At 38.8% G+C, this 23,137-nt stretch carries 21 protein-coding genes and 1 tRNA gene; 14 read left to right on the forward strand and 8 right to left on the reverse strand.

Annotated elements, in window-relative coordinates; translation table 11 throughout:
* The first annotated feature begins 157 nt into the window (after positions 1-157).
* A complete protein-coding gene (locus Q7J67_07295) occupies positions 158-1,033 on the forward strand; it encodes a DMT family transporter (protein MDO9465083.1) in 876 nt (291 codons plus the stop codon).
* Positions 1,034-1,043: 10 nt separating this feature from the next.
* Here the strand turns inward: Q7J67_07295 and Q7J67_07300 are convergent, their stop codons facing one another.
* Positions 1,044-2,039: a tRNA 4-thiouridine(8) synthase ThiI gene (locus Q7J67_07300; protein MDO9465084.1), complete on the reverse strand. Its 996-nt coding sequence runs from the start codon at positions 2,037-2,039 to the stop codon at positions 1,044-1,046.
* Positions 2,040-2,206: 167 nt separating this feature from the next.
* On the opposite strand from Q7J67_07300, the gene Q7J67_07305 reads away from it, so the two are divergent.
* The 12 genes from Q7J67_07305 to Q7J67_07360 all read left to right on the forward strand — a co-directional run bounded on the left by Q7J67_07305 (position 2,207) and on the right by Q7J67_07360 (position 13,511).
* Positions 2,207-3,478, forward strand: coding sequence for an alpha-L-fucosidase (locus Q7J67_07305; protein ID MDO9465085.1), 1,272 nt, complete (start codon positions 2,207-2,209; stop codon positions 3,476-3,478).
* 178 nt (positions 3,479-3,656) lie between these two features.
* Positions 3,657-4,625, forward strand: a complete 969-nt coding sequence (locus Q7J67_07310) for an aldo/keto reductase (GenBank protein MDO9465086.1) — start codon at positions 3,657-3,659, stop codon at positions 4,623-4,625.
* A gap of 11 nt (positions 4,626-4,636) precedes the next feature.
* Entirely contained in the window at positions 4,637-5,191 is a 555-nt protein-coding gene (locus Q7J67_07315) for a phosphatase PAP2 family protein (GenBank protein MDO9465087.1), read from the forward strand.
* 28 nt (positions 5,192-5,219) lie between these two features.
* Complete coding sequence (gene pyrF, locus Q7J67_07320; protein MDO9465088.1) at positions 5,220-5,957, forward strand: orotidine-5'-phosphate decarboxylase; 738 nt, start codon at positions 5,220-5,222, stop codon at positions 5,955-5,957.
* Between the two features lie 19 nt (positions 5,958-5,976).
* Positions 5,977-6,897, forward strand: a complete 921-nt coding sequence (locus Q7J67_07325) for a flavodoxin (GenBank protein ID MDO9465089.1) — start codon at positions 5,977-5,979, stop codon at positions 6,895-6,897.
* The gene (pyrE, locus tag Q7J67_07330; GenBank protein MDO9465090.1) at positions 6,894-7,478 is read left to right on the forward strand and encodes an orotate phosphoribosyltransferase; all 585 of its coding nucleotides are present in this window, start codon (positions 6,894-6,896) and stop codon (positions 7,476-7,478) included. Before Q7J67_07325 ends, pyrE begins: the two co-directional genes overlap by 4 nt.
* 9 nt (positions 7,479-7,487) lie before the next feature.
* Complete coding sequence (locus Q7J67_07335; GenBank protein ID MDO9465091.1) at positions 7,488-8,534, forward strand: chorismate synthase; 1,047 nt, start codon at positions 7,488-7,490, stop codon at positions 8,532-8,534.
* 4 nt (positions 8,535-8,538) lie between these two features.
* The gene (locus Q7J67_07340; GenBank protein MDO9465092.1) at positions 8,539-9,159 is read left to right on the forward strand and encodes a V-type ATP synthase subunit D; all 621 of its coding nucleotides are present in this window, start codon (positions 8,539-8,541) and stop codon (positions 9,157-9,159) included.
* Positions 9,159-9,845, forward strand: a complete 687-nt coding sequence (gene ispD / locus Q7J67_07345) for a 2-C-methyl-D-erythritol 4-phosphate cytidylyltransferase (protein MDO9465093.1) — start codon at positions 9,159-9,161, stop codon at positions 9,843-9,845. The genes Q7J67_07340 and ispD overlap by 1 nt, the downstream gene beginning before the upstream one ends.
* Positions 9,830-10,309, forward strand: coding sequence for a 2-C-methyl-D-erythritol 2,4-cyclodiphosphate synthase (gene ispF, locus Q7J67_07350; GenBank protein MDO9465094.1), 480 nt, complete (start codon positions 9,830-9,832; stop codon positions 10,307-10,309). The genes ispD and ispF overlap by 16 nt, the downstream gene beginning before the upstream one ends.
* The gene (gene polX / locus Q7J67_07355) at positions 10,306-11,988 is read left to right on the forward strand and encodes a DNA polymerase/3'-5' exonuclease PolX (GenBank protein MDO9465095.1); all 1,683 of its coding nucleotides are present in this window, start codon (positions 10,306-10,308) and stop codon (positions 11,986-11,988) included. The genes ispF and polX overlap by 4 nt, the downstream gene beginning before the upstream one ends.
* Before the next feature lie 146 nt (positions 11,989-12,134).
* Positions 12,135-13,511 carry a transposase gene (locus Q7J67_07360; protein ID MDO9465096.1) on the forward strand — a complete coding sequence of 459 codons (1,377 nt, stop codon included), beginning with the start codon at positions 12,135-12,137 and terminating at the stop codon, positions 13,509-13,511.
* A gap of 48 nt (positions 13,512-13,559) precedes the next feature.
* Here Q7J67_07360 and purE read toward each other — a convergent pair whose 3' ends face one another.
* Both purE and purD read right to left on the reverse strand, forming a co-directional pair.
* On the reverse strand, positions 13,560-14,057 hold the full coding sequence (gene purE, locus Q7J67_07365) for a 5-(carboxyamino)imidazole ribonucleotide mutase (protein ID MDO9465097.1): 498 nt from the start codon (positions 14,055-14,057) through the stop codon (positions 13,560-13,562).
* 15 nt (positions 14,058-14,072) lie between these two features.
* Positions 14,073-15,347 carry a phosphoribosylamine--glycine ligase gene (gene purD / locus Q7J67_07370; protein ID MDO9465098.1) on the reverse strand — a complete coding sequence of 425 codons (1,275 nt, stop codon included), beginning with the start codon at positions 15,345-15,347 and terminating at the stop codon, positions 14,073-14,075.
* A 110-nt stretch (positions 15,348-15,457) separates the two neighbouring features.
* On the opposite strand from purD, the gene Q7J67_07375 reads away from it, so the two are divergent.
* A tRNA-Met gene (locus Q7J67_07375) sits at positions 15,458-15,531 on the forward strand.
* A 9-nt stretch (positions 15,532-15,540) separates the two neighbouring features.
* Here the strand turns inward: Q7J67_07375 and Q7J67_07380 are convergent.
* The 5 genes from Q7J67_07380 to Q7J67_07400 are packed head-to-tail and all read right to left on the reverse strand — an operon-like array spanning position 15,541 to position 23,131.
* Positions 15,541-16,386, reverse strand: a complete 846-nt coding sequence (locus Q7J67_07380) for an FAD/NAD(P)-binding protein (protein ID MDO9465099.1) — start codon at positions 16,384-16,386, stop codon at positions 15,541-15,543.
* Positions 16,383-17,396 carry a 4Fe-4S dicluster domain-containing protein gene (locus tag Q7J67_07385; protein MDO9465100.1) on the reverse strand — a complete coding sequence of 338 codons (1,014 nt, stop codon included), beginning with the start codon at positions 17,394-17,396 and terminating at the stop codon, positions 16,383-16,385. Before Q7J67_07385 ends, Q7J67_07380 begins: the two co-directional genes overlap by 4 nt.
* A complete protein-coding gene (locus Q7J67_07390) occupies positions 17,393-18,232 on the reverse strand; it encodes a 4Fe-4S binding protein (protein ID MDO9465101.1) in 840 nt (279 codons plus the stop codon). Before Q7J67_07390 ends, Q7J67_07385 begins: the two co-directional genes overlap by 4 nt.
* Complete coding sequence (locus Q7J67_07395) at positions 18,229-18,672, reverse strand: hydrogenase iron-sulfur subunit (protein ID MDO9465102.1); 444 nt, start codon at positions 18,670-18,672, stop codon at positions 18,229-18,231. The genes Q7J67_07390 and Q7J67_07395 overlap by 4 nt, the downstream gene beginning before the upstream one ends.
* 10 nt (positions 18,673-18,682) lie before the next feature.
* On the reverse strand, positions 18,683-23,131 hold the full coding sequence (locus Q7J67_07400) for an FAD-dependent oxidoreductase (protein MDO9465103.1): 4,449 nt from the start codon (positions 23,129-23,131) through the stop codon (positions 18,683-18,685).
* Between the last annotated feature and the right edge of the window lie 6 nt (positions 23,132-23,137).

Here is a 23,137-nt window from a genome sequence, read left to right on the forward strand (position 1 = left end):
GTAAAAACTAGCTGTCTTTCTCATTTGGCAACTCCTCCGATATGGTAGATTCTTGCTCCAAACATTGCTCGCTAGCTCGCAATGTTTGGATGTCTTCTATCATACCACGAGTGTTACCTATGTTTCTCAGCCTCCGCATAAAAATAGGGGCTATTCTATGCGCAGTGAAAAATATCTGAAAGGGGTGCTTCTCATGGTAGCATCATGTATTGCTTTCTCCATAATGAGTGGATTAATTAGATATGCTTCAAACATTGATTCATTTAAGACTGGACTTTTTCGTTTTGCTATTGGTTTTACACTACTCGCTACAGCAGCTCTATTTCGCAAGATTAAGCTGGAATTTGTAAACAGTAAGATGCTTTTTGCAAGAGGATTATTTGGAGGCATAGCTGTTTTTCTGTTTTTCTTATCAATAAGAAAGATAGGCATGGCCAAAGGTACAGTTATCAACTATTCCTATCCAATATTTGCAACAGCAATTAGCGCTGTATTTCTAAAGGAGAGAATCTCTCTTGTAAGCTGGGGAATGATAGGGATATGTTTTCTAGGAATATTTCTAATTGTAACGGGGGGACAAGGTACTTTCTCTAGTTTCGGCATATTTGATATCCTGGCTATTGGGGGAGCTATTACAAGTGGTATTGCTGTGGTGTATGTAAAGAAGTTACATGATACAGATTCTTCCTATGCCATCTTCATGGCGCAGTGTATAATAGGTTTCTGGTTGGTTGTTATCCCCGCTAATCTGATACCATGTTCAGTTGGTATCTCTGGAGGAATCTTGCTTCTTGGAATTGGTATTACTGCTGCAATTGGTCAACTTCTTATGACATATGGCTATAAAGATCTCTCTGTATCAACTGGTTCTCTTCTCAGTATGTTAGTTCCTGTATTCAATATTCCATTAGGAATACTATTGTTCAATGAAAAAGTTTCAGCGTATATGCTTATTGGCTCAGCACTTGTATTGACATCCTGTGTTTATATGATTCTCAAGAGAAACATCCCTAGCAAACTAGATTCCAGATAATAAAGGAATTTTACACTCTCCATTCTTTAATATCCTTATCAGAAACATGTTCTTCCTGTCCAAGTCGAATTGTTTGCTGATGACCCTTTTTGAACACATTAATATGCTTCCATACAGCTGTTTTCTTACAGTACATTGAGCATAATAAAGCTGCTGTTCTGATATCCTCGTCATTTATATTAGACTCAACCAGAACCACTGGTCCAGGCACGTTTTGAGGTTCAAGATGTATCATCTTATCCCCAGCAAGCTTGAGCAATTTATTGTTTTCCTGCTCATTTCTTCCAATTATAACTTTTGTGCCTGATGGAAGTCTAAAATGACGGCCGATTTTTAATAATTCAACATCTTTTAACATAAAATCCGGTTTGAATTTTATTAAATCTTTCATACGTTTTGAAAAATTTGGCTCTGTAAGCAAACATCCACCAGCCGGGGCTGAAAATTCCCGAATTCCATACTGGTTTGCCAGCATAAACTGGGGTTTTCTTGATCGACCTTGAATATCAAGCAACCTATCTCTACTTATCCATCCTTTTATTTCGGGTATAGTAGGAGAAAGCAGCTTTGCAGATAAAGGACGAAGTATCAACCCCTTTAAACCCGAATCCCTGTCTACAATATTCATAGCATCCCTGCGCTGGGACATTGGTCTTTCTCCAAGAACCTCTCCTGTAATCAGGAAAGAAGCTCCTATCTTCTTCATATATTGCCCGGCTTTTATTAGCATATAGATTCTACAGTCTAAACATGGATTCATATTCTTGCCATAACCATATCTAGGATGTTTAACTATATTCAGAAAATCCCGAGACGCTTTATGAGAATACAATATTATTCCTAATTCATCAGCGCTTCTTTCTGCATAAGAAGATGCTACAGTTTTTATTGATTCCGAAAAAACATGAACAACAGTAAAACCATATACCTCAACACCCTGCTCCATTACTACCTTTGCACCTAGAGCACTGTCAAGCCCACCGGATATCAAAGCAACTGCTTTCATAACACCTTCTTTATGTTATCACTCTATTTGGTATGATAACACATTAAATAAATATGCGTCAAAAACTAGATTTTTCTTAAAAATTTTGGTATATTTTAGATAATTTTACGATGAAATATGGATTTCATATATTAATTGTTCGCACAGGATAATAGGAGACTTAACTCATGAATAACGAAGGATCTGTAAAGAAATGGTTCTCAACAAGAAGGCTGGGGCTTTTCCTGCATTTTGGCCTGTATTCTATTGAGGGGTGGCACGAGCAGGACCAAATGAGACGATGCATCTCGCGCACAGAATACGGGAAGCTGATAGAACGGTTTAATCCTACCGAGTTCAATGCTGAGCGCATCCTAGATCTCGCCGAATCTGTTGGGATGGAATACGTTTGTTTGACAGCTAAGCACCATGACGGCTTCTGTCTCTGGGATACCAAGCTAACAGATTTTAATGTCATGAACTCACCGTATGGGCAGGATGTCATGGAGATGTTGGCCAACGCCTGTCATCGCCGCAACTTCCCCCTTGGAATATACTACTCGGTTGTGGATTGGCACCATCCAAATTACCCGAATCAGGGGCGACATCATGAACTCCCTGAGCCTCAATTGGGAGACAAGCCAGACTGGGACAAATACATGGAGTATCTGACTCGCCAAGTACGAGAATTGTGCACGAATTACGGGGAAATCCGGCATTTCTTCTGGGACATCAATGTTCCAAAACATCGCGATCCATCAGTCAACAACATGCTACGTGATATTCAACCGAATATCGTCATCAACGATCGTGGATTCGATGAAGGAGACTTCGGCACACCGGAGCGCGAATATAACAAAGAGAAGACGGGTCAAGCAGTTCGCTTTTCTCGGCCAACAGAAGCTTGTAACTCCGTCGGTACGCAGAGCTGGGGTTACCGCATAGACGAGGACTATTATTCATCTGAATTCTTAATCAGCAGCATTGATAGAACCATGGCGATGGGCGGACACTACCTGCTTAATGTCGGACCAGACGCAAACGGAGCTATTCCTGACCAAGCTACTCGGATACTTTCGGAGATTGGAGACTGGTATAAGAAGACGCATGAGTCCTTTTTTGATACGGAGCCGGCCCCGAAGTTGACAAACAATAAAAGTGTCTTGCTTACACGACGAGAGAACACGTTGTACGTACACATCATCGCACCAGTCAAAGCCGAAGCCATCACCCTGGCACCGATTTCGCAGGAACCTTTTCGCGCCGTACTGCTGAATACTGGGCAGCAACTTCGTACCAGCACAGATCTACTCCCGGTTTATTTCGCAGAAACCCGCATTCTTACTATAAAGGGACTCCCTAGAAACATGCTGTCCGGTGAAACTCTAGTTGTGCGACTTGAGTTCAACACCCCAATAGTGGTTGACGATGCATCTGGAATCAATGAATTCAAAGGATAGCAAGTGCGAACAAAGCGCTCCAGCGGACGCGGAAAAACCACAGAAAGAAAATCCCCATGCGTTAGCCAGTAGTAGAAATTACTATTTTGGCAGCCGTTAATTCATTAGTTTGACAAATCATAAACCAGAAGTTAAACTTCATAGACTAAAGTAGGCTGGGTAATAAGGAGATGTGTGCATGAAACTGGTTAAGCTTGGAAGCACAGAGGAACAGGTTTCCGAGATGTGTCTTGGAACAATGATGTTCGGTAGAAGGTGCGATGAAAAAGAATCAGACATAATATTATCATTTGCTCTGGATAATGGAGTTAATTTTATTGATACTGCTGCAATGTATGGTGAAGGAGAGACAGAAAAAATACTTGGACGTATAATGAAAAACAGGAGAAAGAAACTCTTTATAACCACAAAAGTTCACAAAGACATAGATAGTAAAAGCATTCTTACAAGCATAGATGAGAGTCTCAAGAGGCTTCAAACAGATTATGTTGACCTGTATCTAATTCACTGGCCAAAGGAAGGAATGAATCCTGATGAAATCATGGAGGCGCTTAATGAGGTTACTAAAAGCGGAAAAACGCGCTTTATAGGCTGTTCTAATTATCCAGCATGGCTTTTTGCATACTCTAACTGCATTGCTAAACTGAGAGGATGGAAAACATTCATCAATCATCAGGTTTGTTATAATCTGATTGAGAGAGGAATTGAGGTTGAAGTGCTCCCGCAGGCAATAGCAGAAAACATAGCAATAACTACTTACAGGCCTCTGGCAATTGGACTATTAACGGGAAAATATAAACCTGAACAACCTATCCCTGATGATTCACGAGGATATAATGACTGGCGAATTTCAACATGGCTCAAAAGATACAAGAATGGAATTTTGAGATTCTTTCAATTTGCCAAGGATCATGGCATAATACCTGCTCAGTTGGCTATATCATGGGTGCGTAAATCTCCTGCGGTGACCTGCCCGATCGTAGGAGTTAGCTCTCTTAACCAGATGAAAGAAGGCATAAAAGCATTTGACTTTAACCTATCAGATCAAGAGTATGAAGAAGTAACAGGCATGTTTGATACTGGTGTAAAAGAAGAATCAGGGGGAGACTATAAGAATTTACGACGGCATCTTTCCCTCTTAAAATGAGAACTATATAAATGTGTAGGTTCTTCACAAATATAGATACTGCTCTGTTCTATTCTGTAAATCATGGTTTAGAGAACAAGTTCCTCGACATAATAATGCCAATTATAACAGACATAGGATATTGGGAAATTCCTCTTTTAGCTGCATGGCTATGCTTGATGATATTTGGCGGGAAAAAGGGGAGAATAACAGGAATAGTGCTTGTTGTATCAATCATACTTATAGATCTTTTTAATAGCTATCCTCTGAAATTTCTTTTTGCAAGAACACGTCCATGCAATGTGTTTCTTGATGTTCGTACCCTTGTCCCAACTTCAACCACATACTCATTTCCCTCATCCCATGCTGCTAATATATTTGCATTAGCAACTATATTGTCAAACAAATACAGGAGTTTCAGATTTTATTTCTTTTCTATTGCATTAGTTGTGGGTATATCCAGGGTTTATGTTGGCGTACATTATCCATTTGATGTTTTAGCAGGTGCAGTTGTTGGAATACTTTGTGGATTGGGGGCGTTGAAACTAGAAAAATATATTCTCCAGAGATTTGAAGTTGTACAGTAAGAATTGTTGTGATAAAATTTAAGGTCATATGACAGCTAAAAAAGAATTAAACTCCTTAAAATCTCCAGTAATTGTAGCACTGGATATAGATAACCTGAAACAAGCAGAAATACTCATACAAGAGCTTAAGGATTATGTATCTGTTTTTAAAGTAGGAAGCCAGTTATTCACAAGCCAGGGACCTGGTATTATAGATTTCATTCATGAGAGGGGATGTAAAGTATTTTTAGACTTAAAGTTTCATGATATACCTAACACAGTCTCACTAGCAGTCGGTAATGCAGTTAAAAAGGGTGTTTTTATGCTGACAGTGCATGCATCCGGTGGAATAGAGATGATGCGTTCTGCATATGAAGCAGCGCGCTCCCAAACCATTCTTTTAGGTGTTACAGTTCTCACCAGCATAGACGAGGAAATTCTAAAAAATGATCTACATATAAGTGCTTCTATAAAAGAACATGTTTCACATCTTGCAAAAATGACGAAGATGGCAGGTTTAGATGGTGCTGTCGCATCTTCAGAAGAAATAAAATATATTAGACAAACGTGTGGAGAAGACTTTCTGATTGTTACACCAGGCATAAGATTTCGAGACTCAGATAAAGACGATCAAAAACGAATAGCTTTTCCTGCGCAAGCCATTAATAGAGGTGCTGATTTAATAGTAATTGGAAGGTCTATTACTAAAGCTTCCAGCCCTAAGCATACAATGGAAATGCTCATAAAAGAAATTAATGAGCAAAGAATAGATGAAGATGATGTTTAGAATTCTAAAAACTTGGATTTTGAATTTGCTTCGAGTATTCGGATTTAAGATTTCAGATTTTAGTAGATATATGACTAATTTAGAGTCCAGAGAAATATTGAAACGGAAACATGCAAGAGTTGATGTATCTTTAAAAATCTGCGCCAAGCATGAATATAAAATGGATCTTTGTGATAGTAATGTTGTAGATATTAGTGAAACTGGACTATGTTTTAAAACAGATATTCTCTATCCTGTAAAGAGTGGATTGGAACTTGAACTAGAATTCCCACAAGACTTTGGAGCAAAAGAGGAAACCCGCTCTTTTTATGCATTATCAGAGGTTAAGCAAGTCAAAAAAACAGAGAAGAATATGTATCTAACAGGAGTAGAATTCAAAAAAATTCATCCGCGTTTTAAGAGAAGATTAAACAAATTCTTAAAAATGGAATTGGAGAAGAAAATGCGAGCATGTATAATCTATTTTTCATTAACTGGGAATACACACCAATTAGCTCAAATGATCTCGCAAGAATTAAAACACAAGAACTTTGAAGTTGATTTAGTAAGATTAGAACCAGTTGACGGAGCAAAGACATTTGCTGGACAGGGCATGACAGCCCTGCAAAGGAAAAGGGTGAATATTGGTGATGTTAATTTTGACCTGAGCATGTATGACATGATATGGTTTGGTTCACCTGTCTGGGCCTTCAGTCCAGCACCAGCATTAAATACCTATCTGGATAAATGCTATGGGCTTGATGGGAAAAAGGTTGTAGTGTTTTATACATACGGAAGCGGCACAGGAAAGGGCAGAGCTGTGAAAATTGTTAACAAGATGTTAGAACATAAGAGGACAAAATCCCTGCATTCTTTATTAATCGCACAAAGAGACCTAAAAAATTCTCAAGATATTAATAATAAGGTAAATGAGCTTTTAGAAAGCATATTACAAAAATGAAACAACATGAAGTCCTGGATCTCTTTAGAAAGCGCAATGCTCTTCTTGAAGGCCATTTTCTGCTCTCTTCAGGTCTTCATAGCAGTCAATATATTCAATGCGCTAAGGTTCTCCAGTATCCAGAGTGTGGGACTAAACTTGGAAAAGCTATTGCAGAGCTTTTCCAACATATACAATGCGATGTAGTTGTATCTCCTGCAATTGGAGGAATTCTCATTGCACAGGAAGTTGCCAGAGCTTTAGGTACTAGAGCTATATTCTGTGAAAGAAAAGGTGGAAAGATGATTCTTCGGAGAGGCTTTGGAATTAAAAAAAAAGAACGTGTACTTATTATTGAAGATATCATCACTACAGGCCGCTCGACTATGGAAGTTATCGCAACTGTAGAAAGTTTCAAAGGCTGTATTGTTGGTATTGGTGCAATAATTGACAGAAGTGAGAAAAAAATTAACTTTCCCACAGAATTTAAGAGCCTTGCTAAGTTAAGTCTTGAAAATTATAATTCTGACAATTGTTTAATATGTAAACAGGGGAAAATTTCTTTAGTAAAGCCAGGAAGCAGAGAAAAAATAGAAGTTTAGGAGGTATATATGTTGCGTTATCTTACAGCAGGTGAATCACATGGGCCAAGTCTTACAGCTATCCTTGAAGGCATGCCAGCTGGATTGAGGATAAATAAGGCAGAGATAAACAGAAAACTTGCAAGAAGACAATCCGGATATGGCAGAGGTGAAAGGATGCAGATTGAGCACGATACTGTTCAAATAACCTCTGGACTGCGCATGGGATTAACACTTGGCTCGCCGATTACAATGATCATAGGGAATAAGGATTGGAAGAACTGGAAAAATGAACCCCCTATAACAAGTCCCAGACCAGGACATGCTGATCTTGCTGGAATTATGAAATATAATCAACTGGACATAAGGAATATCCTTGAGCGTTCAAGTGCTCGCGAAACAGCAGCTAGAGTTGCAGTTGGCACAATTACTAAAAAGCTACTTAATAAATTTGGTATAGAGATTATAAGTCGTGTATGCGAAATTGGCGGTGTGGAAAAAAATGAAAAACTAATGAGAGAGAAAATAGACCAAGCACGAAAAAACGGCGATAGTCTGGGAGGTATATTTGAAATAACAGTAAAGTATGTTCCTGTAGGATTAGGATCTCATGTGCATTGGGACAGAAAACTGGATGGAAGACTGGCTCAATGTTTGATGAGCATTCAAGGAATAAAGGGTGTTGAAATAGGTCTTGGATTCGCTGCATCAAGAAAACCAGGTTCAAAGGTTCATGATGAAATAATATATGACTACAATTTTGAACGAAGGACTAATAATGCCGGTGGAATTGAAGGAGGCATTTCAAACGGAGAGGACATAGTCATTCGCGGAGCAATGAAACCAATTCCAACCCTTAAAAAGGCTCTTAACTCAGTAGATATAATTACAAAAAAAACTGTTAAAGCAAAAGTAGAACGTTCTGATGTTTGCGCAGTTCATGCTGCAAGCGTTGTAGGAGAAGCAGTCGTAGCCTTTGAAATTGCAAATGCTATGTGCGAAAAATTTGGCGGAGATAGTATTAAAGAGATGAAGCGAAACTACAATTCCTACATTAGAACGATAAGAAGGATTTGAAACGATGAGACTTCAGGTAAATCCAACGCGAATGGAGGTGCTAAATCTTAGGCGAAGACTTGCACTTGCAAGACGTGGGCATAAGCTGCTTAAGGACAAACAGGATGAACTTATGCGCAGATTCATGATATTTCTGGATCATAACAAAGAGCTTCGTAAGAAAGTTGACGAGGAACTTAAAAAAATCTTTAATCTGTATTTGGGAGTATGTTCCCGGACAAATAAAGAATCATTATACTCTGCAATAAAATACCCTCAGAAGGTACCAGAATTTCTTTCATCAAAACTAACAGTTCTCAATATAAAAACACCACACATTGAAATAAGCAAACAAGGGAATCCTTTTTCCTATGGATTTAAAGATTCCTCTCCAGATCTGGACACTACGTTAAGCATGCTGGATGCGCTTCTTCCTGAAATGTTGAAACTAGCAGAAATAGAAAAGCTCATACATCTGGTAGCAGATGAGATAAAGAAAACCAGAAGAAGAGTCAATGCACTAGAATATATCTTAATACCAAATCTAGAAGAAACAATAACCTACATTACAATGAAGCTCAGCGAACTTGAGCTTGCAAACATTGTCAGGCTAATGAAGATTAAGGATATTGCGCGGGCAAAATAATGAGAGTATGTGCACTAGTCCCTAATGCCGGGTCTGGGGCAAGGATGAAAACTGCCCTTCCAAAACAATATCTTGTCTTAGATACCAAACCTGTTCTCATTCATACACTGAACATACTTGATAAGGCGAAATGCATAAATGAAATCATCCTTATTTCAGATAAAAAATACATAGAAAAGTCGCGTTTACTGATTCAAAAATACAATATCAAAAAAGTTTCAAGAATTGTCTGTGGAGGCAAAACAAGACAGGAATCAGTTTACAGGGGACTTATGAGTATTAGAAACACGCCTGATATTATACTAATTCATGACGCAGTAAGGCCCTTTATTACTTCTGAGCTTATTAGTAAATCAATAAAAACTGCTAATAAGCATGGTGCTGCTGTAATAGGGCTTCCTTTGTTTGACACAATAAAACTGGTTAAAGATAATTGTATTGAAAGAACTGTTGACAGAACCAATTTATGGAGAGTTCAAACTCCTCAGGTATTTAGATACTGTCTTATAAAAACCGCATACCAAAAAGCTAATAAAAACAAGTTTTCAGGAACGGACGATGCTTCATTAGTGGAACAATTAAATCATTCTGTTAGGATAGTTCAAGGCTCTGAGGGGAATATAAAAATTACAGACCAAAAACAATTTAAATTACTTGGAGGGAATTACAAATGCTGGTTGGAATAGGTTATGATATACACAGATTAGTTATAAACCGTGATCTTATTATAGGTGGAGTGAAGATTCCTTTTATATTTGGACTAAAAGGCCACTCTGACGGAGATGTTCTGGTTCATGCTATATGCGATGGGATTCTTGGCGCAATAAATAGAGGTGATATTGGACAACATTTTCCGGATGATGACCCGCTTTTTGATGGCGTCTCCAGTCTTAAATTTCTTGAAGAAATGGACCCTATTCTGCGAATGGAAAACATGGAAATCAACAATATTGATACCATTATATTTACAGAAAAGCCCAAGATGGCTCCTTATATTGATGGTATGAAATTGAACATTGCCAAAGCCTTAAATACTAAAAAGGATAAAATAAGCATAAAAGCTAAAACATATGAACAACTCGGACCAATAGGAGAGGGAAAAGCTGTTGGGGCACAGGCAATCGTTAGTCTGCATGTTAAAGAACTATGAATAATAGAGAAATTGCCGAAATATTCCATTCTATAGCCGATATTCTGGAGATTAAGGCTGGAAATCCATTTAGGATAAGGGCTTATAGAAGAGCTGCGCAGGTAATCGAAGAACTATCTCAATCTATTAAAGATATCTGTACTAATGGCAAGCTGCCAAACATACCGGGCATTGGAGAGGGAATTGCTGGAAAAATATCAGAGCTTATACAAACAGGAAAACTTAAAGAATATGAGACAATTAAGAAAAGTGTGCCTTCTGGATTACTGGAGATTTTGAACATATCAAGTGTTGGTCCTAAAACAGTTGCTTTTATCTACAAAGAATTAGGTATAACAAGTGTTGAAGGACTTGAGAAAGCAGCCAAAGATCATAGACTGGCAAAGTTTCCAGGTATGGGAGAAAAAAAGGAAGAAAATATTATCCGTGGAATTAAAATCTTACGGGAGACTAAGGAAAGAATTCCCATATATGAGGCAGAGATAATTGCGCAGGAGATAATTAGCCAGCTTAAAAAGCTAAGAGCTATAGATAAAATCAGTATCGCAGGCAGCTTACGCAGACGGCGGGAGACAATAGGAGACATTGATATACTGGTCGCATCGGATAAGCCGGATCAAGTAATGGATGCTTTTACAACATTGCCTCAGGTTAAGCAAATACTGGCAAAAGGAAGCACGCGTTCAAGTGTTAGAATTGAGGGTGGAAGACAGGTAGATATACGAGTTGTCGAAACAGATTCCTTTGGTGCAGCACTTCATTATTTCACAGGGTCAAAGGCTCACAACATAAGAATAAGAGAATTAGGTATTAAAAAGGGGCTTAAAATTAATGAATATGGTGTTTTTAAACGTGCTTTGCTAGAAGAGAAGAAAATCGCTGGAAGAGAGGAGATTGATGTCTTTAAAAGTATTGGTATGCCTTATATCTGTCCTGAAATAAGAGAGGATCGCGGAGAAATTGAGGCAGGACTTTCGGGCACACTCCCAAAATTAATAGAAATTAGTAACTTAAGAGGGGATTTACATATTCACTCAAACTGGAGTGATGGAATAAATTCTATAGAAGAAATGGTAGAAGCTGCAATAAAAAGAGAATATAAATACATAGCAATATGTGACCATTCCAAAAGCCTGAAAGTTGCAGGAGGATTAGATGAGGGGCAACTTATAGAAAGACAGAAAGAAATTGATAAGTTGAATAATAAATACAAGAAATTTAGAATATTATCAGGTATTGAACTGGAGATACGTATTAATGGAGAACTTGATTTCAGCGATGATATATTGGAAAGCCTGGATGTTGTAATTGGCGCAATACATACTGGTTTTTCTCAGAATGAAAGTGTTAATACAGCCAGAATTATAAAAGCTATGGAAAACAGAAATATTGATATTATTGCACATCCTACAGGCCGCTTACTTGGGAAAAGAGAAGCGTATAAAATAGATATCCCCGCTATTATCAAAGCAGCAGCAGATACAGGAACTGCGCTTGAAATAAATGCCTTTCCTGAACGCCTAGATCTAGCTGATGTCTATCTTCAAGAAGCAAAAGAAAAAGGCGCTAAATTCGCAATTAATACAGATGCTCATAGTATTTCACAACTAGATTTTGCCAAATTTGGTATTGGAGTCGCCAGACGCGGCTGGCTCGAAAAACAAGACGTTATAAATTGAGCCCGTTCAACGTTATAACATGTTAATACGCAAGGGGTTAGAGATGGTGATTTTAGAGAGTAACCCAAAAATTCTCTCAAAACGGCGTTTTTTTGGCGTTATCGAGGTGAGAGATCGAAAAAGTAACCCAATTTTTTACACTCAAGATGGCGAAAGTAACCCAACATTTTGGAAGGTCGTTAAAACCCATGAAATCTCATAACACTATGATATTTTTATTGTTGTGGTGTATGGGGTGTGTTCTGTATGCTCCTGAAATATTGAACGCCAATATTGAACAGGAGGTACAAAGTATGACGCGTAAATACACACTACAAGAGATGGAATTTCTGGAGTACTTTCGTAGCATCGACAAACATACTATTGGAGAAATCCTTTCCGAATATCACTCGACTGGACCCACAGGCTACTCAAGCTCTTTGGTACTCTCGCGTATCTTGAAGGTTAAAGAGAGGATCTCTTCTGATAGAGAACTCACAGAAAAGTTAGCTAAGAATCCAATCTATCGTGATGCTGTTGGGATAAACTCTAATGAGATCCCTGCGCATAATACCTTCAACACCCTTCGCCATCGACTGGGAACTGAAGGATTTTTACGTATTCATCGACACTTTGTTTTTCAGGCATATAAGACTGGCTTACTTACTCCACCGCTGAAGAATCTTCCGGAGATGCTCGGAGACAAGATCATTCTCATTGGAGACTCAACTTTTCTCTTAGCGGTTGCATCCACCAAAGGAGAAAAAGATAAAGAAGGCAACTGGCTTTTTACTGACGAGAGCATTGCTTTTGGGAGACCGCACCACAAGCACAAATATCCTGTTGGGCATCGGGCTCACACAGTTATGTCCGTCAGTGGGATTCCCATCGTGAGTTTGCTTGCTCCAGCTAATGAAAGCGATGAGACTTATATCATGCCTGTTTTGTGGGAAGCTGTCACTCGATACCCAGAGTTTCCTTTTGGTTGTGTCATCCTTGATTCTGGATATGACTCGGAGGATTTACATCGAGACATCTATACGGAGTTTCATCTCCTGCCGATAATCATCCGTAAACCTTCTATGAAGTATGGTCGTGGCTTCAGCACTGAGGGAACACCACTGTGTCCCTTTGGGTATCCGACTCGACGTAAAGGAATCGAATACAATCATCAACGCACCAAGTTTGCATGTTACCATATCTGTAAGAAAGATTCACAGCGGTTAATCTTCAAGTGCCCATACGAAGATTCTAAAAGCCGTTTCGGCTGGATGACACGTACACGTTTCAAAGATAGCTATCGTAAGCAAGGACCCGCTGTTCCTGGATCAAGGGCGTATAAAAGACTCAAACCACTTCGTACTGGTATTGAACGTTATTATGGGTTGGCCAAAGAAAACCGCTACAGGATGGAGAGTAGCAATACTTACATGGGGCATGACAATGTGCTTATCCACGTCATCGAGCATGACATCGTCTTAACTCTGGATATCATCTTTCAGCACGCTCGAACTGGAAAGCGTAGCGACGTAATTGAGGTGTAATATTGAACAGGCTCAAATTGTCTTAATATAGATGAATTGCAAAAATTCTTAGGAGTTTTTTAGTTTCTTATTATCCTTCTCAACTTTATCAGCAAGCTCTTTTCTATACTCTTTAAGCTTTTTTGTAATAGAAGGATTTTTTAAAGCTAATATTTCCGCAGCCAGTATGCCTGCATTCTTTGCTCCGCTCTTGCCAATAGCCATAGTAGCAACTGGAATTCCACCTGGCATTTGCACTGTTGAATACAGAGCATCTACGCCTTTTAACTCAGAAGACGGGATTGGAACTCCAATTACAGGAAGAAGTGTATGAGAAGCTAGAACTCCGCCGAGATGCGCTGCTGCGCCTGCTCCCGCTATTATTATTTCCAGTCCATTCTTTGCAGCATTTTTAGCGTACTCTGCCGCTTTAGCAGGAGTACGATGCGCAGAACATATTGTTAATTCATATTGAATATCAAAAAAATCCAATATTTTACATGTCTCCATTATATACTCTCTATCTGAGATACTTCCAATTACAATTCCCACTTGTGCTTTAGCCATGTTTTGTCCCCTTTCTTATAAATATTTCAGTGCCTTATCTGCAATATCACTCCTAAAATACATCTTGTTAAAATGTATTTCTCCAACTGCTTTATACGCCTTATCAATAGCCTGTTCAATATTAGCACCAAGAGCTGTTACACCAAGAACTCTTCCGCCAGAGGTTGCAATATCTACTCCTGCTAAGACTGTGCCTGCGTGAAATACAACTACATCCTGTAATTCCTCAGCTTGTTTAATTCCTATTATTTTTTCTCCCTTCTTATATGGACCCGGATAACCTCCAGATGCTATCACAACACATACTGCCGTCTCATTTCTCCACTCAATACTCGCTTCATTCAGCTTTCCATCTATACAGGATTCCATAATATCAATTAAGTCTGTTTTTAGTCTTGGTAGTATTACCTGGGTCTCAGGATCTCCGAATCTCACATTAAACTCAAGGACTTTCAGTCCACTCTCTGTAATCATAAGACCTGCGTAAAGAACGCCTTTATATGACATTCCTTTTTTTTCCATCTTATTTATTATGGGTTGAAAGACCTGCGAGGATATCGTCTTCATCATATCTTCATTAATAACCGGAGCAGGGGAATATGCTCCCATTCCTCCTGTGTTTGGCCCCTTATCTCCGTCATAGATTGCTTTATGATCCTGAGACGCGACCATTGGTATAAAACTCTCTCCATCACAGAATGCAAGTATTGATGCCTCTTCTCCAACTAAGCATTCCTCAATCATAATTTTATCTCCAGCTTTCCCAAATGCCCTTTTAACCATTATCAGTTCAACCGCTTCTAATGCTTCTTCTTTTGTTTTTGCAACAATCACGCCTTTCCCAGCAGCAAGTCCGTCAGCTTTTACGACAATGGGAACAGGTTGCGATTTTATGTACTGTGCGGCTCTATCTGAATCCTCAAATACTTCGCACTTACCTGTTGGCACTCCTGCTTCAAGCATTATCTCCTTTGCAAAGATCTTACTTCCTTCAAGCTGAGAAGCACCCTTTGACGGACCAAAGACTCTTAAATTTCTTTTTTCAAATTCATCAACTATCCCCTTTGTAAGGGATGCTTCAGGACCAACCACAGTTAAATCGATTTCCTTCTCTTCTGCAAAACGGATAAGTTCAGAAATATTCTCAGCTTTTATTGGAACACATTCTGCTTTCTGACTGATACCAGCATTTCCCGGAGCACAATAGATTTTAGAAACTCTTAGACTCTGAGCAATCTTCCAGACAAGTGCATGCTCACGTCCACCACTTCCAATAACCAGAACCTTCATAAAAAACTCCCTATTTTATAAATTCATTATAAAGCAAGCTCTACTCAAAATCAAACTTGACAGGATTTTTCATCTTCCCTATAATCGTAAATGCTCTGTGAACGGTAAATGGCGGTGTAGCTCAGCTGGTTAGAGCGGGAGAATCATAATCTCTGTGTCCGGGGTTCGAGTCCCTGCACCGCTACAAATGCAGTTAATATTCCTTAGGCAAATCATTTAATTCAGCCAGAGAGAAGATAGGGCCATCTTTACAGACGTATTTATTGCCTATATTACATCTGCCGCACTTTCCTATACCGCACTTCATTCTCATTTCAAGTGAGTTTAATATATTCTCAGGAGAGAATCCTAATTCTACAAGCTTTGGAATAGTAAATTTTATCATTACAGGCGGTCCGCATATTATTGCCACTGCCCCCTGAGCAGAGGGGGCGACTTCTCCCACAACAGTTGGGACAAACCCTTCTCTTCCCTTCCAGCCTTTATCTCCTTTATCAACGGTAACGTATAATTTTACATCATCTCTTTCAGCCCATTCTTCCAGCTCTTTTTTATAAATTAGGTCGTCTGGACTCCTTGCCCCATAGATAACTGTAATATTTTTGAACTTGTTTCTGTTATTGTGATGAATCATATATGTAGTTAAGGAACGCAGGGTTGTAAAAGCAAAACCGCCTCCTATAACCACGACACTTTTACCTATAATATTTTTTGACTGAAAACTATTGCCAAAAGGGCCGCGAATCCCGACTTCATCTCCTGTAAATAAGTTGTGAAGAGCGTTTGTCACCACTCCCTTTTCATACCACTTAACAGTGAACTTTAAAATCCCCTTCTCTGTTGGAGATGATGCTATTCCTATTGGCGCTTCTCCAGCGCCTAAAACAGAAATTTCTGCAAACTGGCCTGGTAAATATGAGAAAATTTTCTCATCTTCCTTGTTTAGAAATGCAAGCTCAAATGTTTTAATATCCTTAGCTGTCGTTTCATTCGTTATTCTTTTAATTATCATAGGTATAGGCAAATAGGGATTATTCATTTCGACTCCAGTATATCTTTTAGTGTTTTTCTAATATCCAGATTAACAGGACAGTACTCTACACATCTTCCACAGCCTACACATCCATAGTCGCCCACATTTGTCTTTAAATAATCAAATTTATGCATAATTCTCTGCCGCCATCTTTCCTTTTGCGTTGCTCTGGGATTATGTCCAGAGACATGTGATGTAAATTTCGGAAACATACACGAATCCCAATTCCTCACCCTACAACCTTTCTCTCCTATAGTTTCATCCTGAATATCAAAGCAGTAACAAGCCGGACACAGATATGTACATATACCGCATTTTATGCATTTCTCGTGAATTTCATCCCAGATTGGAGACTCAAACATTCCATGCAATTTTTTATTTATATCTTTTATTTCAAAAACAGGTTTTAGTCTTTTTTCTGCGTTCTTTTTAAGCTCCTCTGCTTCCTTGATATCTTCCTGAGAAGCATTATCAAGATGCACAAAAAGCTTCTCGCACTGTTTTGTTACAGGAATAATAAGATGCTTTTCTTCCAGTTCAACAAACAACGCATCAAGTCCCTCAATTGAAAAAGGGCCTCCCTCAACAGACGTACAAAAACATGTCTGCCCGGGCTCATTACATGCCATACCTATAATGAGAGTGTTTTTTCGCCTGCTTTTGTAATATGAATCAGTTATATTCTCCAGAAATACCTTATCCAGCATAGCAATGGCCTTTCCATCACATGGACGAACCCCAAATAGGAGACTTTGTCTCTTTTTTCGCTTTAGATCTGTAATCTCATTACTGTTTCCTTTTTTGACAAATCTGAAAAGTTCCTCTGATTGAGGGAGTAAAAACTCCTTCACAGAATTTTTTGTATTTGAATAGGAAAGGCATATCTCATCTGCTTTATCAATCTTTGAGAAAAGGATACCTTCCTCTTTCTTTACAGGAGCAAAGAAATCATACTCTTTAACAAGCTTACTGATAAATTTCGGCAAATCTTTTTTTGCTAATATCTTGTTTTTCATTTTATAAAATCCTGGCTGTCATCCTCTTTAAATGTTGTAAATGGAGGTTTAATCTCTATATCAAGCCCTGTTTCATAGTCAAAAAGTGCTTCCCCGTCTTTTGTAATCTTCTGAGTGAACTGCCTCAGGTCTATATTCATTGGACATGCTCTTACACATGCTCCACAATCTGTGCATCTTCCAGCTTGATGGAAAATGCGTCCAAGATGAAAGAAAATAATATCAGAGAGATTATTAGTTGTGCCAACCCATCTTGGTTTTTCCTGATCAATAAAACATTCCTTGCAATAACATGTCGGACACGCATTTCTGCACGCATTACATCTTATACATTTTGATAATTCTAACTCAAGATATTGCCACTTATCAGAAGAAGATTTTTTTTCAAACTTTTCAACCTCTTTATACTTATCTTTCTTCTTGTTTTCTTTAACTTTCTCTCCAACAAGCACATCATATATTACAGGGTTCTTATGTTCGCATATAAGACAGTAATCATGAAGCACATTGTTCTTATCAGTCATTCCCTCGCATGGTATGCCAATAATATATAATTGCTCCCGTTTTATCTGATTTTCCTGAATAAGAACTACTATGGATCTTGAATCACACCCTTTAGCCACAATCCCAATTTTATCCTTGCGTTTTGGCAGATAATTTGCCAGATTATTCCCGCAAAACGAGTTCCATATAAGTCTATCCGCCTGATCAGGGCTTTTTATAAAACACGGAGCTACACACGAAGGAAGTGTCCCTTTTTCAAAACCAATAACAACATCTACTTTTTTCTCTTTAAGAAGTTTTCTAGCGATGTCCTGTATTTTTTTATCTTTCATATTTCCTTTACCAGCTTCTTTGCAGGGCCGAGTTTTTTGACTTCCTCTGTTACCTCTTTTATAACTTCTGCAAATTTGCCGCCTTCAGAAGCAGACACCCATGAGAAATGTATTCTTCCCGGCTCAATGCCAACATATTGAAGCAAGCTATTTATGATAGCAAACTTTCTTCTAGCATGATAATTACCTGTTAGATAATGACAATCTCCCGGATGACAGCCTGAAACCAAAACCCCGTCAACTCCATGTTGAAGAGATCTGATTATATATAGAGGATTCATTCTGCCTGAGCATGGTACACGGATAATCCGCACATTAGGCGGATACTGCAGTCTGCTTATTCCAGCCAGATCAGCTCCTGCGTATGAACACCAGTTACAGAGAAAAGCAATTATCTTTGGCTGCCAGCTTTTAGCTCTAAATTTTGAATTCTTATTCATCTTTTATTCTCTACAGCGCGTCAATCTGCGCAAGAATTTGTTCATCTGTAAAACCGCTAATGGTTATTGCGTTTGGTCTGCATGATGCAGAACATGCTCCACATCCTTTACATAAGGTAGAATTTACAATAGCAATATTGCGCTCCTCATTAATCTCTATTGCCTTATAAGCGCATACTTCAACACATAATCCGCAACCGTCGCATTTACTCTCATCAACAACAGAAATAGTACCCTCTGCAAAAATCTGTTTTTTACTCAATACAGTACATGCTCTGCCTGCTGCTGCATATGCCTGAATAATACTTTCCCTTATATTTTTTGGCCCGTGAGCAAGACCGCACATAAAAATACCTTCAGTCGAAAAATCAACAGGACGGAGTTTCATGTGCGCCTCAAGAAAGAACCTATCCTCATTTAATGGCACTTTCATCATTTGTGAGAGCTCTATATTTTCAGGATTAGGTATAATTCCTGCACTCAAAACCAATAAATCTGTATTTAAATCCATCTGCTTTCCAACGATTATATCCCTAACAGAAACAATTAATTTCTTCTTATTATCCAGGTTAACATCCGGTTTCTCATCATCGTTGTATCTTATAAAAATCACCCCTCTATCCCTTGCTTCTCTGTATGCATCTTCATAGAATCCGTATGTTCTCATGTCTCTGTACAGAATATAAATCTCAATCTCAGGATTTATTTTCTTTAATAGGAGTGCGTTCTTTATTGCCTGCTGGCAACAGACTCTGCTGCAATAAGGTCTCTCGTCATCTCTTGAGCCAACACACTGAATCATTACAATAGACTTCTTGGCATCCAAGTTAATATTAGAACAGGATATCATATGTTCCAATTCTTTTTGCGTAACAATTCGTTTATCTCTCCCATACAGATATTCTGTTGGCTTATATTCCTCTGCTCCTGTTGCAACAATAACAACTCCATGCTTAACTTCCATTAATTTTGAATTATTAATTTTTAATTTTGAACTGAAGTTTCCCACATATCCTTCAATTTCTCCGACATGCGAGTTTAAATAGACGTTTATATGCTTATTATTCTTAACCTGTCTTTTCAGATTTTCCAATTTGTTCCTGATTTCTTGTCCACTTATATCAAAATGAATATTCTTTAAATTCCCTCCAAGTTCAGCTTCTTTTTCAATAAGATGTGTTTGGAACCCATTGTTTGCTATTGACAGCGCAACAGTCATGCCAGCTACACCTCCGCCAATAACAAGAGCTTGCTGCACTACATCTGATGCTATCCTCTCAAGAGGACGTTTAAAGCGCGATTTTGCTACAATCATTTTAACCAAATTCTTTGCTTTGTCTGTAGCCTCTCTGGGCTGCTTCATATGTACCCATGAACATTGATCCCTGATATTCCCCATTTCAAATAAATAAGGATTCAGCCCGGCTTCTTTAATTGTCTCCTGAAATAGAGTCTCGTGTGTTCTCGGGGAACAGGAAGCAACGATTACCCTGTTTAAGCCATGCTCCTTAATCTTATCCTTAATTATTTGTTGAGTATCCTGGGAGCATGTATATAAATTCTCATCAGCATACACAACATTTGAAAGTGTTTTTGCATATTCAACAACCTCTTTAACATCCACCACACCGCCAATATTAATACCGCAATGGCATACAAAAACACCTATTCTGGGTCCCTGTCCACGGATATCAAGCTCTTTTGGATATGCTTTCTCTTTTATTAATGCACCACGTACACCAGATAACGGCTCTGCAGCTGCAGCTGCAACTCCACTTGCTCCCATTACAGTCTCAGGAATATCCTTTGGACCGCTAAATGCCCCACATACAAATATTCCAGGTTTAGAGGCATGCAGGGGAAGAAAGTCTCTTGTATCACAAAAATTATATTGATTAAGCTTAATGCCAATTTTTCTTGCAAGATTGGAAATCTTCTTAGAAGGCTTCAGCCCTACTGAAAGAACAACAAGATCAAATTCCTCAAAGAATATATTTCCCTCTTCATTGACATATCTTAATGTAATATTACCTGTGTTTTTATTTTCAACTGCTTCTGAAACTCTTGATCTTATAAATCTTACGCCATATTCAGCTTTTGCTCTTTCATAATATTTGTCAAAGTCCTTGCCATACGCCCTCATATCCATGAAGAAAATACCAATATCCAGTTTCTCCCTGCTATGTTCCTTTGCTATAATTGCTTCTTTTATAGCATACATGCAACACACAGAAGAGCAGTATCCAGCTTTGCAGTCAACATCTCTTGAACCAACGCATTGAAGAAAAGAAATTCTCTTTGGCGATTTCCTGTCAGAAGGTCTTAACAGATGCCCTTCGTAAGGCCCTGAAGCAGATAAAATTCTCTCAAATTGAATACTGCTTATTACATTTTTAAATCTGCTATATCCATAATCATATTTCAATTGCGGATTAAATTCCTCAAAGCCCGGCGCAAGAATTATTGAGCCAATATTTATATGTGCAAATTCATCTTTCATGTCATGGTCTATTGCATTTGCCTGACATATTTTTTCACATTCACCGCACCCGGAACAAATTCCGCAATTAAGACATCTTTCCGCTTCTCTCTTTGCGTCTTCTTCTGAGAATCCAAGCTCAACTTCAGAGAAATTTTTAACCCTCGGTTTAATATTAAGCTCTGGCATTCTCACTCTGTTTTCAGGTGTAAGATAATCTCCAACATCCGGATCGCTTGGATTACCCTGAACCGTTTTGTATGTTAATTTTACCCCATGTAAATATCCCATTATTGATACAGCTGCTTTCTTCCCAGCTGCAATTGCCTCTATAACCGTGCCTGGTCCGCTGGTAACATCTCCGCCTGCGAATATGCCTCCTTTAGCGGTCTGGCAGGTGTCAGCCTCAGCATCAATTGTCTTCCATTTGCTGATAACTATGCCATGGTCTTCTGAGATAAAAGACAGGTCTGGGGATTGGCTTATAGCAGGTATTAACATATCTATCTCAACAATAAAATCAGTTTTGGGTATCGGGACAGGTCTTCTTCTTCCACTGTCATCAGGTTCACCAAGCTTCATTTTTTGACAAACAACCTTGCGAGCTTCGCTCTTTTCTCCAACTATTCTCAACGGAGCGGCTAAATAGATAATATCAATTCCTTCTTTCTCTGCTGCTCTTATCTCCTCCTCATCTGCAGGCATTTCTAGTCTAGTGCGCCTGTATATGATTGTCACTTTACTGGCTCCCAGTCTCAGGGCAGTTCTGGCAGAATCCACAGCTGCATTTCCTCCTCCTATAACAACAACTTTCCCTTTAACTTGTTTAAGCTTTCCAAGATTTGCCTCTCTCAAAAATGCCACGCAATCCAATACGCCTCGCATCCCTTCACCGGGAATACCCAGCTTAAGCCCCTTATGAGCACCTGCTGCAATGAACACAGCTTTATATCCCATTTTGTTTTTTAAGTCGCTAAAACTGATTTTATCTCCTATGCAGATATTTGTTTTTATCTCAACGCCCAGGTCCTGAATCATTCTAATTTCTTTGTTTAATATATTTTTAGGTAGGCGATATTCAGGTATGCCTACTGCAAGCATTCCACCTGCAACAGGCAATGCTTCAAATACTGTAACAGGATATCCTTCTCGTGCTAGATCATAAGCACAGCTCAAGCCAGCTGGTCCAGAACCAATAATTGCAACTTTTTCCTTCTTTCTTCGTTGCTTTTCCTTAATCCTTAATCCTGAATCCTTAATCCTATTTTTCCCTTCCCAATCCGCAAGGAAGCGTTTTAGAGATCTTATAGCAATTGGCTGATCATATTCTCCTCTTTTGCATTGTGCTTCACATGGATGATGACAAACCCTGCCGCACACTGCAGCAAAAGGAATTCTCTCTCTTACAAGATCAAGCGCCTCTTTATACTTGCCTGCAGAAATAAGCGCAATGTATCCATGTGGATTGACCCCTGCAGGACAGGCAAGTCTGCATGGAGAAATATCATTTTTCTCAATTGTATATGCATTTGGATATGCCTGTGGAAACGGTCTGTAAATAGCTTTACGAGACACTAATTCCTGGTTGAACTCATCAGGAACCTTTACAGGACATACATCTTCACATTCAGCGCATCCGGTACACTTTGTTGTATCTATAAATCTGGATTTCCTCCTGATACGTACCATAAAATTGCCAGCCTGACCGGAAATATTTTCTATGTCTGAATATGTAATGTTCTCTATATTGAGATGCCTGCCGCACTCAACCAGTTTAGGGGACATTATGCACATAGAGCAATCATTAGTGGGGAAGGTTTTATCAAGCTGAGCCATTACGCCGCCAATTGTTGGCGACGATTCCACAAGATAAACCTTAAACCCTGACTCAGCAAGATCCAAAGACGCCTGTATGCCCCCGATTCCTGCACCAACTACCATTACTGAAGCTACAGGCTTGTTTTTTTGTTTATTTGACATGGAGCT

It is taken from the genome of bacterium, assembly GCA_030652805.1.
Classification (GTDB): domain Bacteria; phylum JAHJDO01; class JAHJDO01; order JAHJDO01; family JAHJDO01; genus JAHJDO01.

Bases quoted from the DNA above. Each gene is read 5' to 3' on its own strand.
- Q7J67_07295 (MDO9465083.1), top strand. From the start codon at position 158: ATGCGCAGTGAAAAATATCTGAAAGGGGTGCTTCTCATGGTAGCATCA.
- Q7J67_07300 (MDO9465084.1), bottom strand. From the start codon at position 2,039: ATGAAAGCAGTTGCTTTGATATCCGGTGGGCTTGACAGTGCTCTAGGT.
- Q7J67_07305 (MDO9465085.1), top strand. From the start codon at position 2,207: ATGAATAACGAAGGATCTGTAAAGAAATGGTTCTCAACAAGAAGGCTG.
- Q7J67_07310 (MDO9465086.1), top strand. From the start codon at position 3,657: ATGAAACTGGTTAAGCTTGGAAGCACAGAGGAACAGGTTTCCGAGATG.
- Q7J67_07315 (MDO9465087.1), top strand. From the start codon at position 4,637: ATGTGTAGGTTCTTCACAAATATAGATACTGCTCTGTTCTATTCTGTA.
- pyrF (MDO9465088.1), top strand. From the start codon at position 5,220: ATGACAGCTAAAAAAGAATTAAACTCCTTAAAATCTCCAGTAATTGTA.
- pyrE (MDO9465090.1), top strand. From the start codon at position 6,894: ATGAAACAACATGAAGTCCTGGATCTCTTTAGAAAGCGCAATGCTCTT.
- Q7J67_07335 (MDO9465091.1), top strand. From the start codon at position 7,488: ATGTTGCGTTATCTTACAGCAGGTGAATCACATGGGCCAAGTCTTACA.
- Q7J67_07340 (MDO9465092.1), top strand. From the start codon at position 8,539: ATGAGACTTCAGGTAAATCCAACGCGAATGGAGGTGCTAAATCTTAGG.
- ispD (MDO9465093.1), top strand. From the start codon at position 9,159: ATGAGAGTATGTGCACTAGTCCCTAATGCCGGGTCTGGGGCAAGGATG.
- ispF (MDO9465094.1), top strand. From the start codon at position 9,830: ATGCTGGTTGGAATAGGTTATGATATACACAGATTAGTTATAAACCGT.
- polX (MDO9465095.1), top strand. From the start codon at position 10,306: ATGAATAATAGAGAAATTGCCGAAATATTCCATTCTATAGCCGATATT.
- Q7J67_07360 (MDO9465096.1), top strand. From the start codon at position 12,135: ATGGCGAAAGTAACCCAACATTTTGGAAGGTCGTTAAAACCCATGAAA.
- purE (MDO9465097.1), bottom strand. From the start codon at position 14,057: ATGGCTAAAGCACAAGTGGGAATTGTAATTGGAAGTATCTCAGATAGA.
- purD (MDO9465098.1), bottom strand. From the start codon at position 15,347: ATGAAGGTTCTGGTTATTGGAAGTGGTGGACGTGAGCATGCACTTGTC.
- Q7J67_07380 (MDO9465099.1), bottom strand. From the start codon at position 16,386: ATGAATAATCCCTATTTGCCTATACCTATGATAATTAAAAGAATAACG.
- Q7J67_07385 (MDO9465100.1), bottom strand. From the start codon at position 17,396: ATGAAAAACAAGATATTAGCAAAAAAAGATTTGCCGAAATTTATCAGT.
- Q7J67_07390 (MDO9465101.1), bottom strand. From the start codon at position 18,232: ATGAAAGATAAAAAAATACAGGACATCGCTAGAAAACTTCTTAAAGAG.
- Q7J67_07395 (MDO9465102.1), bottom strand. From the start codon at position 18,672: ATGAATAAGAATTCAAAATTTAGAGCTAAAAGCTGGCAGCCAAAGATA.
- Q7J67_07400 (MDO9465103.1), bottom strand. From the start codon at position 23,131: ATGTCAAATAAACAAAAAAACAAGCCTGTAGCTTCAGTAATGGTAGTT.